This is a genomic window from Streptomyces sp., assembly GCF_031181705.1.
Classification (GTDB): Bacteria; Actinomycetota; Actinomycetes; order Streptomycetales; family Streptomycetaceae; genus Streptomyces.
In genome coordinates this window covers 1-14,749 of the sequence record NZ_JAPSKN010000032.1, presented here as the reverse complement: position 1 = coordinate 14,749, position 14,749 = coordinate 1, and the positions used below count along the sequence as shown (strand labels likewise).

The following is a 14,749-nucleotide window of genomic DNA, read 5'->3' as shown; positions in this document are numbered from 1 at the left end:
GTCTCAGCTCACGCCCTTCAGCCGAAGAAGTTCCGAACGTGCTCCAGGCCGTCGACCAGCGCATCGATCTCGGCCGGCGTGGAGTACAGATAGAACGACGCTCGCGTGGTCGCAGGAATTCCGTACCGCAGGCAGACCGGCCGTGCGCAGTGGTGTCCGACCCGGACCGCGATGCCCTGTTCGTCCAGGACCTGGCCCACGTCGTGCGGGTGGATGTCGCCGAGGGTGAAGGAGATCGCAGCGCCGCGCTCCTCGGCCGTGGTCGGGCCGATGATGCGCAGGTCGGGGACCTCCAGCAGCCGCTTGACCGCGTACTCGGTGAGCGCGTGCTCGTGGGCGAGGATCTTGTCCATGCCGATCGAGTTGAGGTAGTCGATCGCCGCGCCGAGACCGACCGCCTGGGCGATCGGGGGCGTGCCCGCCTCGAACTTGTGCGGGGCCGGGGCGTACGTCGACGAGTGCATCGACACCGTCTCGATCATCTCGCCGCCGCCGAGGAACGGAGGCAGGTCCTCCAGCAGTTCCTGGCGGCCCCACAGGACGCCGATGCCGGTCGGGCCGCACATCTTGTGGCCGGTGAAGGCCACGAAGTCGGCCTGCAGGGCCTGCACGTCCAGCGGCATGTGCGGGGCGGCCTGGGAGGCGTCGACGCAGACCAGGGCGCCGACCTCCTGGGCGCGGCGCACGATCGCCTCGACCGGGTTCTGGGTGCCGAGGATGTTGGAGACCAGCACGAAGGAGACGATCTTCGTCTTCTCGGTGATGATCTCGTCGATGTTCGACAGGTCCAGGCGGCCGTCGTCGGTGAGGCCGAACCACTTCAGCTTCGCGCCCGTGCGCTGCGCGAGCAGCTGCCACGGCACGATGTTGGAGTGGTGCTCCATCTCCGTGATGACGATCTCGGTCTCGGCGTCCACGCGGTAGGGCTCGTCGGCCCAGCCCAGCATGTTCGCCACGAGGTTGAGCGACTCGGAGGCGTTCTTGGTGAAGATCACCTCGTCGCGCGAGGGCGCGTTGATGAAGTCCGCGACCTTGTCGCGCGCGCCCTCGTACAGCGCCGTGGCCTCCTCGGCGAGCACATGCACACCGCGGTGGACGTTGGCGTTGTAGCGCTCGTAGTACTCACTGAGTGCGTCCAGCACCTGGCGCGGCTTCTGGCTGGTGGCCGCGTTGTCCAGGTACACGAGCTTCTGGCCGTCGTGGACCTGGCGGTCCAGGATGGGGAAGTCCTTGCGGATCGCCTCGGTGTCGAGGAGGCCCGGCAGCTGTGTCACGCGGATGCGCCACCCTTCGTGTAAACCTCGTAGCCCTCGTTCTCCAGCTTGTCGGCGAGCTCGGCGCCACCGGACTCGACGATCCGGCCGCCCGAGAAGACGTGGACGTGATCGGGCTTGATGTAGCGCAGGATGCGCGTGTAGTGGGTGATCAGCAGCGTGCCGACCTCGCCCGTCTCGCGGACGCGGTTCACGCCCTCGGACACGACGCGCAGGGCGTCGACGTCCAGGCCGGAGTCGGTCTCGTCGAGGATCGCGACCTTCGGCCGGAGCAGCTCCAGCTGGAGGATCTCGTGACGCTTCTTCTCACCGCCGGAGAAGCCCTCGTTGACGTTGCGCTCGGCGAAGGCGGGGTCCATGTTGAGGCGCTCCATGGCCTCCTTGACCTCCTTCACCCAGGTGCGCAGCTTGGGGGCCTCGCCGCGGATGGCGGTGGCGGAGGTGCGCAGGAAGTTGGACACGGAGACGCCGGGGACCTCGACCGGGTACTGCATGGCGAGGAACAGGCCGGCGCGGGCGCGCTCGTCGACGGACATCTCCAGGACGTCCTCGCCGTCGAGGGTGACGGTGCCGCCGGTGATCGTGTACTTGGGGTGACCCGCGAGGGAGTAGGCGAGGGTCGACTTGCCCGAGCCGTTGGGGCCCATGATGGCGTGCGTCTCGCCCTGCTTCACGGTGAGGTCGACACCCTTGAGGATTTCCTTCGTGCCGTTCTCGACCTCGACGGTGACGTGCAGGTCTCGGATTTCAAGCGTAGCCATGGGTGCCTCAGGACTCCTGGGTGAGGGAGACGAGCACGTCGTCCCCATCGATCTTTACGGGGTATACGGGGACGGGGCGCGTCGCCGGAAGGGCGTCGGGCTTGCCGGAACGGAGGTCGAAGCGCGAGCCGTGCAGCCAGCACTCGATGTGGCAGTCGTCGACCTCGCCCTCCGACAGGGAGACGTTCGCGTGCGAGCAGATGTCGTGGATCGCGAACACCTCGCCCTCGGTCTGCACGATGGACACGGGCGTGCCGTCGAGTTCCACCCGCTTGGGGGTGTCCTCCTCCAGCTCGCCCAGTCCGCAGGCGCGTACGAAGGTCATGCGACCGCCGCCTCCAGCTCCTCCTCGATCTTGGCGATCAGGCGCTCCTCGATGTCGGGCACGCCGATCTGCTGGACCAGTTCGGCGAAGAAGCCGCGGACCACCAGGCGGCGGGCGTCGATCTCGGGGATGCCGCGCGCCATCAGGTAGAAGAGCTGCTCGTCGTCGAAGCGGCCGGTCGCCGAGGCGTGGCCGGCGCCGACGATCTCGCCGGTCTCGATCTCCAGGTTCGGCACGGAGTCCACGCGCGCGCCGTCCGTGAGGACCAGGTTGCGGTTCATCTCGTACGTGTCGGTGCCCTCGGCCTTGGCCTCGATCAGCACGTCGCCGATCCACACCGCGTGGGCGTCGTCGCCCTGGAGGGCGCCCTTGTAGACGACGTTCGACTTGCAGTGCGGGACGTTGTGGTCGACCAGGAGGCGGTGCTCCTGGTGCTGGCCCCGGTCGGTGAAGTACAGGCCGAACAGCTCGGCCTCGCCGCCGGGCCCGGTGTACTGCACGCGCGGGTGGAGCCGGACGAGGTCGCCGCCGAAGGTGACGACGACGGACTTGAAGGAGGCGTCGCGGCCGACGAGCGCGTTGTGCTGCGCGACATGGACGGCCTTGTCGTCCCAGTCCTGCACGGAGACGACGGTGAGCTTGGCGCCGTCGCCCAGCAGGTAGTCGACGTTCGCGGCGAGCACCGCGTCACCGGTGTGGTCGATGACCACGACGGCCTCGGCGAAGGCGCCCAGCTCGATCACCTGGTGGCCGAAGGCGGTGCCGCCCTCACCGTGCACGGCGATGCGGATGGGCTCGGTGAGGACGGTCTCCTTGGGCACGGTCACGACCGAGGCCTTCTCGAACGCCGAGTAGGCCTGGGCGGCGACACGGTCCGCCGGGACGCCGGCCCTGCCGAGCCGCGCGTCGTCGCGGCCGACGGCCTCGACGGTGACGCCCTCGGGGGCCTGGACCTCGACCTTCACACCGTTGCCGGTGGCGACGGCGGTGCCGTCGTGCAGGCCGCGCAGGCGCTCCAGCGGGGTGAACCGCCACTCCTCCTCGCGGCCGTGCGGGACCGGGAAGTCCGCGACGTCGAAGGACGGCGGCGCGCTCATGCGCGTGGCGACGGTCGACTCCGCGGCGACCGCGATCGAGCCCGCGGTGGTGGATCCCACGGGTGGGGGTCCCCCCGCCGGAGCGTAACCGGAGGTGGGGGAGTTCTGGGCCTCAGCCATGGCTGTCGTAGTGCTCGCTTTCCTGAATGGGACGTCTGCTGTCGAGGGGGCGGGTCAGCCGACCGCGCCTTCCATCTGCAGCTCGATCAGCCGGTTGAGCTCCAGCGCGTACTCCATGGGGAGCTCCTTGGCGATGGGCTCGACGAAGCCGCGCACGATCATCGCCATCGCCTCGAACTCGCTCAGACCGCGGCTCATCAGGTAGAAGAGCTGGTCCTCGGAGACCTTGGAGACGGTCGCCTCGTGGCCCATGGACACGTCGTCCTCGCGGACGTCCACGTAGGGGTAGGTGTCCGAGCGGGAGATGGTGTCGACGAGCAGCGCGTCGCACAGGACGTTGGACTTCGAGCCGTGGGCACCCTCGCCGATCTCGACGAGACCGCGGTAGGAGGTGCGGCCGCCGCCGCGCGCCACGGACTTCGACACGATGTTCGACGACGTGTTCGGCGCCATGTGGACCATCTTGGAGCCGGCGTCCTGGTGCTGGCCCTCGCCCGCGAAGGCGATGGACAGCGTCTCGCCCTTGGCGTGCTCGCCCATCAGGTAGACGGCCGGGTACTTCATCGTCACCTTGGAGCCGATGTTGCCGTCGATCCACTCCATGGTCGCGCCCTCGTACGCCACGGCGCGCTTGGTGACCAGGTTGTAGACGTTGTTCGACCAGTTCTGGATGGTCGTGTAGCGGCAGCGGGCGTTCTTCTTGACGATGATCTCGACGACCGCGGAGTGCAGCGAGTCCGACTTGTAGATCGGGGCGGTGCAGCCCTCGACGTAGTGCACGTAGGCACCCTCGTCGACGATGATCAGGGTCCGCTCGAACTGGCCCATGTTCTCCGTGTTGATGCGGAAGTAGGCCTGGAGCGGGATCTCCACGTTGACGCCCGGCGGCACGTAGATGAAGGAGCCGCCCGACCACACGGCGGTGTTCAGCGCGGCGAACTTGTTGTCACCGGCGGGGATGACGGTCCCGAAGTACTCCTTGAAGAGCTCCGGGTGCTCCTTCAGCGCGGTGTCGGTGTCGAGGAAGATGACGCCCTGCTCCTCCAGGTCCTCGCGGATCTGGTGGTAGACGACCTCCGACTCGTACTGCGCGGCGACACCGGCGACGAGGCGCTGCTTCTCCGCCTCCGGGATGCCGAGCTTGTCGTACGTGTTCTTGATGTCCTCGGGCAGGTCCTCCCAGGACTCCGCCTGCTTCTCCGTGGAGCGCACGAAGTACTTGATGTTGTCGAAGTCGATGCCGGAGAGGTCCGAGCCCCAGCTCGGCATGGGCTTCTTCTCGAACAGGCGCAGGCCCTTGAGGCGGAGCTTGGTCATCCACTCCGGCTCGCTCTTCTTGGAGGAGATGTCCCGGACGACGTCCTCGCCCAGGCCTCGGCGGGCCGACGCACCGGCCTCGTCCCGGTCGGCCCAGCCGTATTCGTACTTGCCCAGGCCCTCGAGCTCAGGGTGGGCAGTCTCCGTGGGGAGAGTCATGCGGGGTTCCTCCCGGCCGTGCTTGCAGATGCGTTGTGGGAAATCTTGGGGATGAACGTGGTGCAGACGCCGTCGCCGTGGGCGATGGTGGCGAGCCGCTGTACGTGCGTACCGAGCAGCTCCGCGAAAAATTCCGTCTCCGCCTCGCACAGCTGCGGGAACTGCTCGGCGACGTGGGCGACCGGGCAGTGGTGCTGGCACAGCTGCTCACCCTTCTGCGGGTGGGGCGCGCTGCGCGCGGTAGCAGCGTACCCGTCCGCGCTCAGGGCCTTGGCCAGCGCTTCGGTCCGCTTCTCGGGCGGGGCGGCCTCGACCGCCCGGCGGTAGACACCCGCCTGGGCGGCGATCCGCGCGCGGGCGAAGGCGGCGATCGCCTCGCTGCCGCCCTCGCGGTCGGCGATCCAGCGCAGCGCGTCCGCCGCGAGCTTGTCGTAGGACTGGTCGAAGGCGTCCCGGCCGCAGTCCGTCAGGGCGAACACCTTGGCCGGCCGGCCGCGGGTGCGCGCGCCGTAGACCCGCTGCTCGCGGGCCTCCACGACGCCGTCGCCCGCGAGGGCGTCGAGGTGCCGGCGTACGGCCGCCTGCGTGAGGCCCAGCCGCTCGGCGAGCTCCGCGACGGTCGAGGGGCCGTGGTCCAGGATGGATCGCGCGACGCGGTTGCGGGTGGACCGCTCACCGGTCGCGAGCTCCTCCTGCGGTGCCCCCGTGGGGGTCTCCCGGGCCTCGCCGACGTTTTTCACAACGCCATTGTTGCGTAATTCCTCTGGACCGGGCAAGCCGCGTCCGGCTCGCCCGACGGTGCCCTGCGTCACTTAGGCATACCTAATCCGACCTGCGGAAACGATCTCTGATCGATCGAACCGGTGGCATCGGGCAGCCGCTTCGGGGAGACTCCGGCATCATGGCCACATCCCCTCCCACCGGCCCACTCGTCACCCGCGACACCCTGCGCGCCCAGGTGCGCGAGCTGGGTGTGCGGCCCGGCGAGACCCTCCTCGTGCACTCCTCGCTCAGTGCCCTCGGCTGGGTCAACGGCGGCGCCGTCGCGGTCGTGCGTGGACTGCTCGACGCGCTCGGCCCCACCGGCACGCTGGTGGTCCCCACACAGACCGGCGAACTCTCCGACCCCGCCCTGTGGAGCAACCCTCCCGTGCCCCCGGAGTGGTGGGCGGACATCCGCGCCACGATGCCCGCCTACGACCCGCTCATCACGCCCAGCCGCGGCGTCGGCGTCGTCCCGGAGACCGTGCGCACCTGGCCCGGCGCCCTGCGCAGCGCGCACCCGCAGACCTCGTTCGCGGCGCTCGGGCCGCGCGCCGCGGAGATCGTCGAGGGGCACGCCAGCGACTGCCGGCTCGGCGAGCGCAGCCCGCTGGCGAAACTGGAGGCCATGGACGCCCGGGTCCTGCTGCTCGGCGCCGGCTACGCCTCCTGCACCAGCTTCCACCTCGCCGAGTACCGGATCCCGTCCCCCCGCGTGGCCGTCGGCCGTCCTGGCCGGGACGGCTGGGAGACCGTGACCGAGGTGTCCATCAGCTCGGACCGTTTCGACGAACTGGGCTACGACTTCGAGCGGGACCGTCCCGTCGTGCGCGGCAAGGTCGGGGCGGCCGAGGCGCGGCTGTTCCCGGTGAAGGACGCGGTGGCCTACGCCGAGCGGTGGCTGGCGACGCACCGGCCGCGCGAGGAGGAGTAGCCGCACCCCCCGCCCCGGACCTCCGGCCGCGTACCTAGACTCTGGAGTCATGCGAAGCGAGCCCGTGGTCCAGGTCCAGGCCCTGGTGAAGCGGTACGGCACGAAGACCGCGGTGGACGGGCTGGACCTGGTGGCCCACCAGGGCGTGACCGCCGTGCTCGGACCCAACGGGGCGGGCAAGACGACCACGATCGAGACCTGCGAGGGGTACCGGAAGCCGGACTCCGGCACGGTGCGCGTCCTGGGCCTGGACCCGGTGAGGCGGTCCCGGGACCTGCGGCCCCGCATCGGCGTGATGCTGCAGTCCGGCGGCGTCTACTCGGGCTCCCGCGCCGACGAGATGCTCCGGCACGTGGCGAAGCTGCACGCCCACCCCCTGGACGTGGACGCCCTCATCGAACGCCTCGGCCTCGGCTCGTGCGGCCGTACGACGTACCGGCGGCTGTCGGGCGGGCAGCAGCAGCGGCTCGCCCTCGCCATGGCCGTGGTCGGCCGCCCCGAGCTGGTGTTCCTGGACGAGCCGACCGCCGGCCTCGATCCGCAGGCCCGCCGCGCCACCTGGGACCTGGTCCGGGACCTGCGCGCCGACGGTGTCTCCGTGATCCTCACCACGCACTACATGGACGAGGCCGAGCAGCTCGCCGACGACGTGGCGATCATCGACGCCGGCCGGGTCATCGCCCAGGGCTCCCCGGAGGAGCTGTGCCGGGGCGGCGCCGAGAACACCCTCCGCTTCGGCGGCCGGCCCGGCCTCGACGTGGGGTCGCTGCTGAAGGCCCTGCCCGCCGACTGCTCGGCCGCCGAGCTGACACCGGGCTCCTACCGGGTCGTCGGCAAGGTCGACCCGCAACTGCTCGCGACGGTCACCTCCTGGTGCGCCCAGCACGGCGTGATGCCGGAGCGGATCTCGGTCGAGCGCCACACCCTGGAGGACGTCTTCTTGGAGCTCACCGGCAAGGAGCTGCGCGCATGACCGCCACCGGCACCGGGACGTACACGCCGAAGCCCGGCGCGGCCCCGCTCCCCCGCATGATCGCGGCCCAGGCCCTGCTCGAGACGAAGATGCTGCTGCGCAACGGCGAACAGCTGCTGCTGACCGTCGTCATCCCGACGCTGCTGCTGGTCCTGTTCAGCACCGTGGACATCGTCGACACGGGCTCCGGGGAGGCGGTCGACTTCCTCGCCCCGGGCATCCTCGCGCTGGCGGTGATGTCGACGGCGTTCACCGGCCAGGCGATCGCGACCGGCTTCGAGCGGCGCTACGGCGTGCTGAAGCGGCTGGCCTCCTCACCCCTGCCCCGCTGGGGGCTGATGACGGCGAAGACGCTGTCCGTGCTGGTCACCGAGGTGCTCCAGGTGATCCTTCTGACGGTGATCGCCTTCGCGCTCGGCTGGTCGCCGCAGGGCAACCCGTTCGCGGTGCTGCTGCTCCTCGTCCTCGGCACGGCGGCCTTCTCGGGCCTCGGGCTGCTGATGGCCGGGACGATGAAGGCAGAGGCGACCCTGGCCGCGGCGAACCTGGTGTTCCTGCTGCTGCTCGTCGGCGGCGGGGTCGTCGTCCCCCTCGACAAGTTCCCGGAGGGCGCCCAGGACGTGCTGGGCCTGCTGCCCATCGCGGCGCTGTCGGACGGGCTGCGGGACGTCCTCCAGCACGGGGCCGGGACGCCCTGGGGCGACCTGGGGATCCTCGCGGTCTGGGCGGTCGCCGCCCTCGCCGCCGCCGGAGCGTTCTTCCGCTGGGAGTGAGGCCATGACGGACCCTCGTGAAAGCGTGCACAAGCGGCCGCCTACGATGGGACGCGTGCCAAAAGTGACCCGCGCCGACACCCTGGCGGCCCTGCGGAACCCGCTCGCCTTCATCGCCGCACGCTGGACCCCGGAACCCCGGACCGTCCGGCGCGCGACCCTGTCCGCACTCGTGATGTCGGTGCTCATCGTCGTCACCGGCGGTGCCGTACGCCTGACCGGCTCGGGCCTGGGCTGCCCGACCTGGCCCAAGTGCACCGACGACTCGCTCACCGCGACCAGCGCGATGGGCGTGCACGGCGCGATCGAGTTCGGCAACCGCATGCTGACGTACGTGCTGTGCGCGGCCGTCGGCTGGGCCATCATCGCCGCGCGCTCGCAGAAGCCGTACCGGCGCGGCCTGGTGCGGCTGGGCTGGGCGCAGTTCTGGATCGTGATGAGCAACGCGATCCTCGGCGGCATCGTGGTGCTGGTCGGTCTGAACCCGTACACGGTCGCGGCGCACTTCGTGGCGACGTCGGCGCTGATCGCGGTGGCCACGGTGATGTGGCAGCGCGTCGGTGAGGGCGACGGGGAGCCGCGCCCGCTGGTCGGCAAGGCCGTGCAGCAGCTGGTGTGGTTCCTGGTCGCCGCGGCGGTCCTGCTCATCCTGGTCGGCACGGTGGTCACCGGCGCGGGCCCGCACGCCGGCGACTCCAGCGAGGTCGAGCGGATGCCGGTCGACTGGGAGACGGTGAGCAAGCTGCACGCCGTGCTGGCGTGGATCGTGGTGACGCTGACGTTCGCCCTGTGGTTCGTCCTCAAGGCCGTCGACGCGCCCGAGGGCCCGCTGCGCCGCACCCGCGAGCTGTTCCTGATCCTGCTCGCCCAGGGCGCCATCGGTTACGTCCAGTACTTCACCGACCTGCCCGAGATCCTGGTCGGCCTGCACATGTTCGGCTCGGCCGTGATGTGGATCTGGGTGCTGCGCGTGGTGCTGGCGCTGCGCGAACGCCCGGAGGTCCTGGCCGACGTACCGGCTCCCGCCGGCGAGGCCACCCTCACCAAGGCCTAGGCCGGGCGCTCAGCCGCCCTGGCCGAGCCCGTAGACCCGGCGCGCGTTCGCCGACGCCAGCATGCCCGCCACGCGCTGCGCGTCGTGCAGGGACCAGGCACCCTCGGCGACCCAGGTGCCCAGGACCCGCCCGAGCGCCTCACGGAACAGGCTGGCGCCCACCACGTGCAGCTCGGGCAGCCCCTGGGCGCCCGTGGAGAAGAGGATCTTGCCGAAGGGGGCCAGCTCCAGGATCTCCGCCAGGACGGTCGCGGCCCGGGCGCCGGTGCGGACCAGGGCGGCGCCGGAGTCGACGTAGACGTGCGGGAAGACGCCGGCGAGATGGGCCGCGTGCCGGTGGTAGGGGTACCCGTGCAGCAGCACCAGGTCCGTGCCGAGCCCGGCGGTGGCCCGGACGAAGTCCGTCAGCAGCACCGGATCCGTACGGTCGGTGCGCAGGCCGGGTGCGCCGAGACCCGCGTGCAGCTGCAGCGGCCGCCCCGAGGCGACCGCGCTCCACAGCAGGTGCCGCAGCAGCACGGGGTCGCTCAGCTCCCCGCCGACGCCGCGCCCGGCGAGCCACCGGCCCACAGCCCCCCGCACCTCCCCCGGCCCGGGCGGCTCCGGGGCCAGCGCGAGGCCGTGCCGTACCCCGGCGACGGAGGTGAAGGCGACGGCGTGCGCGGCGGCCGCGTGCACCGACTCGGCGAGGTTGGCGAGGAAGGACTCGACGGTGCCGGAGGTGTCGGCGACCTGCTCGGCGAGCAGTTCGAGCCGGACGATCTCATGGGCCTCGGCCGCTCCGGCGGAGGCCAGCTCACCGGGTTCCGTGAGGTCGCCGGGGAGGCCGGTGTCGACCAGGTACGTGGTGATGCCGCTGCCGCGCAGGAGTCTTCGCCCGGACTCCAGCACGCCGAGCTCGCGGCGGCGGGCCAGGTAGCGGGCCGGCGCGCAGTGCGGCTCCAGGCCGAGCAGGGGCGGGCACCAGCGCCGCACGGCGAAGCCGGTCTGGGTGTCGAAGAGGGTGGTGCCGGGGGCGGGCGGGCCCTCGGTGCGGGAGAGGTGGGCCTCGAAGGTGCCGAGGCCCAGCTCCGTGCGGAGTACTCCGTGGCAGTACTGGTCCACTAGGGACGGCGTTTCGATCATCCGGGCTCCCCGGTGTGGACCCTGTGCTCTCAGGGGTCCTAACGGGTGAACCGGGTTCGAGGTCGCGGTTCGGGTGCGGGGCCGGTGTGGTTCGGCGGGTGCGGGTCGAGTGTGGTCGCTCGCGGCGTTCCCCGCGCCCGCGCTCCTGGGAGGAAGGTCAGTCGTTCTTCGGGCCGCCGACCTGGATCCCCGCCATGCGCGACCACTCGTAGCGGCCCGTCCTCACCTTCGCGGCGAACTCGCCGTCGAAGGACTCGTGGCGGGTGATGCCCGACTTCTCCACGGCCTTCTCGGCGATCTCGTAGGACGGGGCGACCAGGTCGCCCCAGTTGCCGTCCTCGCCGACCAGGACGATGCGGGCGCCGCGCTCGCCGAGGTAGGCGACCTGGCCCTCGGCGCCGCCGTGGGCCTTGGAGAAGGAGCTGATCTGCTGGGCGAGCCGGGCGGCCTTGCGCTCGGCCTTCGGGTCAACCTGCTGCGTCTCTGCCATGACCAGGATGCTACTCACGAGTAGATCGGCTGGCGAGGGCAGGGCCCTGTGACGTACGCCGGTCGCGTCAGCGCAGGAAGGGGTCGACCGCGACCGCCACGAACAGCAGGGACACGTAGGTGATCGACCAGTGGAACAGGCGCATCTCCTTCAGCTTCGCGCCCGTCACCTCCGCCTTCGCGCGGTTCTGCAGACCGTGCGCCTCCCAGAGCCAGAAGCCGCCGGCCAGCAGGGCGACGGCCGTGTAGAACCAGCCGGTGTAGCCGAGCGGGGTCAGCAGGAGCGAGACGGCGACCATGACCCAGCTGTAGATCACGATCTGCTTGGCCACGACCTTGTTGGAGGCGACCACCGGCAGCATCGGCACGCCCACGCGCGCGTAGTCCTCCTTGACCTTCATGGACAGCGGCCAGTAGTGCGGCGGCGTCCAGAAGAACATGACGAGGAACAGGATGATCGGCGCCCAGGACATCGAGTTCGTGACCGAGGACCAGCCGATCAGCACCGGCAGGCAGCCGGCGATGCCGCCCCACACGATGTTCTGCGAGGTGCGGCGCTTGAGGATCATCGTGTAGACGACCACGTAGAACAGGAGCGCGCCGAGGGAGAGCCAGGCGCTCAGCCAGTTCACGGTGAGGCCGAACAGCAGGGTGGACGCGATCGCCAGGGTGATGCCGAAGACGAGGCACTCGCGCGGGCTGACCATGCCGGTGACCAGCGGCCGCTGCGAGGTGCGGTCCATCAGCGCGTCGATGTCGCGGTCGATGTACATGTTGAGGGCGTTGGCCCCGCCCGCGGACATGTAGCCGCCGACGCAGGTCAGCAGCACCAGCGTCAGGTCGGGCACGCCCTGCTGCGCCAGGAACATCACCGGCACCGTCGTGATCAGCAGCAGCTCGATGATCCGCGGCTTGGTGAGAGCCACGAACGCCATGACACGGGCCCCGAACGGCCGGTGGGCCGGGCTCTGGTCCGTCCCGAGCAGACCCGCTGGACGGGATTCAACGGCCGTCACGCACACCCCTACAGAGACAGTCCAGCGAGCCCCACCGTGTGAAGTGACGGTAAAGGCTCGCGCGTACCACGCCACTTTAGACGTTGCCCAGAGTCGGACATTCGCGGGGGTCGCCTCGTGTTGGAGGGCGGCTTCCGACGGGCGGCCGGAAGCTCGATTGAGCACCCGGATGAGCGGCTCCGTATTCACCTGTCGAATGCGGTACGGACCGGTCAGGAGGCGGATCGGAATGAGTCCCTGCACTCTGGAGTGACTCGGAAGAACGCACGTCCCACGGGGGTAGGCTCGGCTGCGGCCGGTGGGCGCCCCGAGACACCGGCATCCGACATGTGGAGAGGAGCCCTGACCCAGGGTGAGCATCAAGCCGACCACCACAGACCTCGAGTGGACCGAGTTGGACCAGCGGGCCGTCGACACCGCGCGTGTCCTGGCCGCCGATGCCGTACAGAAGGTCGGTAACGGCCATCCCGGTACGGCGATGAGCCTGGCGCCTGCCGCCTACACCCTCTTCCAGAAGGTGATGCGGCACGACCCGGCGGACGCCGACTGGGTCGGGCGGGACCGCTTCGTGCTGTCCGCCGGCCACTCGTCCCTGACCCTCTACACCCAGCTCTACCTGGCCGGCTTCGGCCTGGAGCTGGACGACCTGAAGTCCTTCCGCACCTGGGGCTCGAAGACCCCCGGCCACCCCGAGTACGGGCACACGACCGGTGTGGAGACCACGACCGGCCCGCTCGGCCAGGGTGTCGCCAACGCGGTGGGCATGGCGATGGCCGCCCGCTACGAGCGCGGCCTGTTCGACCCGGAGGCCCCGGAGGGCGAGTCGCCCTTCGACCACTACATCTACTGCATCGCCGGTGACGGCTGCCTCCAGGAGGGCATCTCCGCCGAGGCGTCCTCGCTGGCCGGCCACCAGAAGCTCGGCAACCTGATCCTGCTGTGGGACGACAACCACATCTCGATCGAGGGCGACACCGAGACGGCCGTCTCCGAGGACACCGTCAAGCGCTACGAGGCCTACGGCTGGCACGTGCAGCGTGTCGAGCCGCAGGAGAACGGCGACCTGGACCCGGCCGCGATCTACGAGGCGATCCAGCAGGCCAAGGCCGTCACGGACCGGCCGTCGTTCATCGCGATGCGCTCGATCATCGCCTGGCCGGCGCCGAACGCGCAGAACACCGAGGCCGCCCACGGCTCGGCGCTCGGCGACGACGAGGTCGCGGCCACCAAGCGCGTCCTCGGCTTCGACCCGGAGCAGTCCTTCGAGGTCTCCGACGAGGTCATCGAGCACACCCGCAAGGCGCTGGAGCGGGGCAAGGCGGCCCGCGCGGTGTGGGACAAGGCGTACCAGCAGTGGCGGGACAACAACCCCGAGCGCGCCGCCGAGTACGACCGCGTCGCCAAGGGTGAGCTGCCCAAGGGCTGGGAGGAGAAGATCCCGGTCTTCGAGGTCGGCAAGGGCTTCGCGACGCGTGCCGCGTCCGGCAAGGTGCTGCAGGCCCTCGGCGCGGTCGTCCCCGAACTGTGGGGCGGCTCGGCCGACCTGGCCGGCTCCAACAACACCACCATCGACAAGACCAGCTCCTTCCTCCCGGCGGACAACCCGCTGCCGGAGGCGGACCCGTACGGCCGCACGATCCACTTCGGCATCCGCGAGCACGCGATGGCCGCGGAGATGAACGGCATCGCGCTGCACGGCAACACCCGCATCTACGGCGGCACCTTCCTGGTGTTCTCCGACTACATGCGCAACGCGGTGCGGCTGTCGGCGCTGATGCACCTGCCGGTGACGTACGTGTGGACGCACGACTCCATCGGTCTCGGCGAGGACGGCCCCACCCACCAGCCGGTCGAGCACCTCGCCTCGCTGCGCGCCATCCCGGGCCTGAACGTCGTGCGCCCGGCGGACGCCAACGAGACCGCGATCGCCTGGCGCGAGATCCTCCGGCGCTGGACGAAGGAGTTCGGCAAGGGCCAGCCGCACGGCCTGGCGCTGACCCGGCAGGGTGTGCCGACCTACGAGCCCAACGACGACGCGGCCAAGGGCGGCTACGTCCTGTTCGAGGCCGAGGGCGGCGAGCCGGAGGTCATCCTCATCGCCACCGGCTCGGAGGTGCACGTCGCCGTCGAGGCGCGCGAGCAGCTCCAGGGCGCCGGCGTGCCCACGCGCGTGGTGTCGATGCCGTCCGTGGAGTGGTTCGAGCAGCAGGACCAGGGGTACCGGGACAGCGTCCTGCCGCCGTCCGTCAAGGCGCGTGTCGCGGTGGAGGCCGGGATCGGTCTCACCTGGCACAAGTACGTCGGGGACGCCGGCCGCATCGTTTCCCTGGAGCACTTCGGTGCTTCGGCCGACGGCAAGGTGCTCTTCCGGGAGTTCGGCTTCACTGCCGAGAACGTGGCCGCCGCCGCCCGGGAATCGATCGCCGCAGCCCAGCGCTGACGCTCATATACGACACGTAGGAGATGGAATTTCCATGACAGACGCACTCAAGCGCCTCTCCGAGGAGGGCGTCGCGATCTGGCTGGACGACCTGTCGCGCAAGCGGATCACGTCCGGCAACCTCGCCGAG

Annotated in this window: 14 protein-coding genes; 5 read left to right on the top strand and 9 right to left on the bottom strand. The window is 70.4% G+C overall.

The window, feature by feature from the left end:
• Window positions 1-17: 17 nt before the first annotated feature.
• The 6 genes from RIN80_RS09435 to RIN80_RS09410 are packed head-to-tail and all read right to left on the bottom strand — an operon-like array spanning window position 18 to window position 5,793.
• On the bottom strand, window positions 18-1,274 hold the full coding sequence (locus RIN80_RS09435; protein ID WP_309095076.1) for a cysteine desulfurase: 1,257 nt from the start codon (window positions 1,272-1,274) through the stop codon (window positions 18-20).
• Window positions 1,271-2,035 carry a Fe-S cluster assembly ATPase SufC gene (gene sufC, locus RIN80_RS09430; RefSeq protein WP_309095075.1) on the bottom strand — a complete coding sequence of 255 codons (765 nt, stop codon included), beginning with the start codon at window positions 2,033-2,035 and terminating at the stop codon, window positions 1,271-1,273. Before sufC ends, RIN80_RS09435 begins: the two co-directional genes overlap by 4 nt.
• 7 nt (window positions 2,036-2,042) lie before the next feature.
• Window positions 2,043-2,360, bottom strand: coding sequence for a non-heme iron oxygenase ferredoxin subunit (locus RIN80_RS09425; protein WP_309095074.1), 318 nt, complete (start codon window positions 2,358-2,360; stop codon window positions 2,043-2,045).
• Complete coding sequence (gene sufD, locus RIN80_RS09420) at window positions 2,357-3,577, bottom strand: Fe-S cluster assembly protein SufD (protein ID WP_309095073.1); 1,221 nt, start codon at window positions 3,575-3,577, stop codon at window positions 2,357-2,359. Before sufD ends, RIN80_RS09425 begins: the two co-directional genes overlap by 4 nt.
• A 54-nt stretch (window positions 3,578-3,631) precedes the next feature.
• Window positions 3,632-5,053, bottom strand: a complete 1,422-nt coding sequence (gene sufB / locus RIN80_RS09415) for a Fe-S cluster assembly protein SufB (protein WP_309095072.1) — start codon at window positions 5,051-5,053, stop codon at window positions 3,632-3,634.
• Window positions 5,050-5,793: an ArsR family transcriptional regulator gene (locus RIN80_RS09410; RefSeq protein ID WP_309095071.1), complete on the bottom strand. Its 744-nt coding sequence runs from the start codon at window positions 5,791-5,793 to the stop codon at window positions 5,050-5,052. Before RIN80_RS09410 ends, sufB begins: the two co-directional genes overlap by 4 nt.
• Before the next feature lie 161 nt (window positions 5,794-5,954).
• On the opposite strand from RIN80_RS09410, the gene RIN80_RS09405 reads away from it, so the two are divergent.
• From RIN80_RS09405 to RIN80_RS09390, 4 genes are read left to right on the top strand one after another with little or no spacing between them, the layout of a single operon-like run.
• On the top strand, window positions 5,955-6,749 hold the full coding sequence (locus RIN80_RS09405) for an AAC(3) family N-acetyltransferase (RefSeq protein WP_309095070.1): 795 nt from the start codon (window positions 5,955-5,957) through the stop codon (window positions 6,747-6,749).
• Between the two features lie 49 nt (window positions 6,750-6,798).
• Complete coding sequence (locus RIN80_RS09400; RefSeq protein WP_309095069.1) at window positions 6,799-7,722, top strand: ABC transporter ATP-binding protein; 924 nt, start codon at window positions 6,799-6,801, stop codon at window positions 7,720-7,722.
• Window positions 7,719-8,495 carry an ABC transporter permease gene (locus RIN80_RS09395; RefSeq protein WP_309095068.1) on the top strand — a complete coding sequence of 259 codons (777 nt, stop codon included), beginning with the start codon at window positions 7,719-7,721 and terminating at the stop codon, window positions 8,493-8,495. Before RIN80_RS09400 ends, RIN80_RS09395 begins: the two co-directional genes overlap by 4 nt.
• Before the next feature lie 4 nt (window positions 8,496-8,499).
• Window positions 8,500-9,549 (top strand): heme A synthase, encoded by a 1,050-nt coding sequence (locus RIN80_RS09390; protein WP_375141655.1) that lies wholly within the window; start codon window positions 8,500-8,502, stop codon window positions 9,547-9,549.
• A gap of 9 nt (window positions 9,550-9,558) precedes the next feature.
• On the opposite strand, the gene RIN80_RS09385 is transcribed toward RIN80_RS09390, so the two are convergent.
• The 3 genes from RIN80_RS09385 to RIN80_RS09375 all read right to left on the bottom strand — a co-directional run bounded on the left by RIN80_RS09385 (window position 9,559) and on the right by RIN80_RS09375 (window position 12,185).
• Window positions 9,559-10,674 (bottom strand): amidohydrolase family protein, encoded by a 1,116-nt coding sequence (locus tag RIN80_RS09385; protein ID WP_309095066.1) that lies wholly within the window; start codon window positions 10,672-10,674, stop codon window positions 9,559-9,561.
• 157 nt (window positions 10,675-10,831) lie between these two features.
• Entirely contained in the window at window positions 10,832-11,164 is a 333-nt protein-coding gene (locus RIN80_RS09380) for a hypothetical protein (RefSeq protein WP_309095065.1), read from the bottom strand.
• 67 nt (window positions 11,165-11,231) lie between these two features.
• The gene (locus RIN80_RS09375; protein ID WP_309095064.1) at window positions 11,232-12,185 is read right to left on the bottom strand and encodes a heme o synthase; all 954 of its coding nucleotides are present in this window, start codon (window positions 12,183-12,185) and stop codon (window positions 11,232-11,234) included.
• A gap of 346 nt (window positions 12,186-12,531) precedes the next feature.
• Here RIN80_RS09375 and tkt point away from each other — a divergent pair, with 346 nt between their 5' ends.
• Complete coding sequence (tkt, locus tag RIN80_RS09370) at window positions 12,532-14,619, top strand: transketolase (protein ID WP_309095063.1); 2,088 nt, start codon at window positions 12,532-12,534, stop codon at window positions 14,617-14,619.
• Window positions 14,620-14,749: the final 130 nt, after the last annotated feature.

What these genes read in the sequence shown, in the direction of transcription:
- sufC (WP_309095075.1), bottom strand. Translation starts at nt 2,035, where the DNA reads ATGGCTACGCTTGAAATCCGAGACCTGCACGTCACCGTCGAGGTCGAG.
- RIN80_RS09390 (WP_375141655.1), top strand. Translation starts at nt 8,500, where the DNA reads ATGACGGACCCTCGTGAAAGCGTGCACAAGCGGCCGCCTACGATGGGA.
- RIN80_RS09400 (WP_309095069.1), top strand. Translation starts at nt 6,799, where the DNA reads ATGCGAAGCGAGCCCGTGGTCCAGGTCCAGGCCCTGGTGAAGCGGTAC.
- sufB (WP_309095072.1), bottom strand. Translation starts at nt 5,053, where the DNA reads ATGACTCTCCCCACGGAGACTGCCCACCCTGAGCTCGAGGGCCTGGGC.
- sufD (WP_309095073.1), bottom strand. Translation starts at nt 3,577, where the DNA reads ATGGCTGAGGCCCAGAACTCCCCCACCTCCGGTTACGCTCCGGCGGGG.
- RIN80_RS09380 (WP_309095065.1), bottom strand. Translation starts at nt 11,164, where the DNA reads ATGGCAGAGACGCAGCAGGTTGACCCGAAGGCCGAGCGCAAGGCCGCC.
- RIN80_RS09425 (WP_309095074.1), bottom strand. Translation starts at nt 2,360, where the DNA reads ATGACCTTCGTACGCGCCTGCGGACTGGGCGAGCTGGAGGAGGACACC.
- RIN80_RS09405 (WP_309095070.1), top strand. Translation starts at nt 5,955, where the DNA reads ATGGCCACATCCCCTCCCACCGGCCCACTCGTCACCCGCGACACCCTG.
- RIN80_RS09385 (WP_309095066.1), bottom strand. Translation starts at nt 10,674, where the DNA reads ATGATCGAAACGCCGTCCCTAGTGGACCAGTACTGCCACGGAGTACTC.
- RIN80_RS09395 (WP_309095068.1), top strand. Translation starts at nt 7,719, where the DNA reads ATGACCGCCACCGGCACCGGGACGTACACGCCGAAGCCCGGCGCGGCC.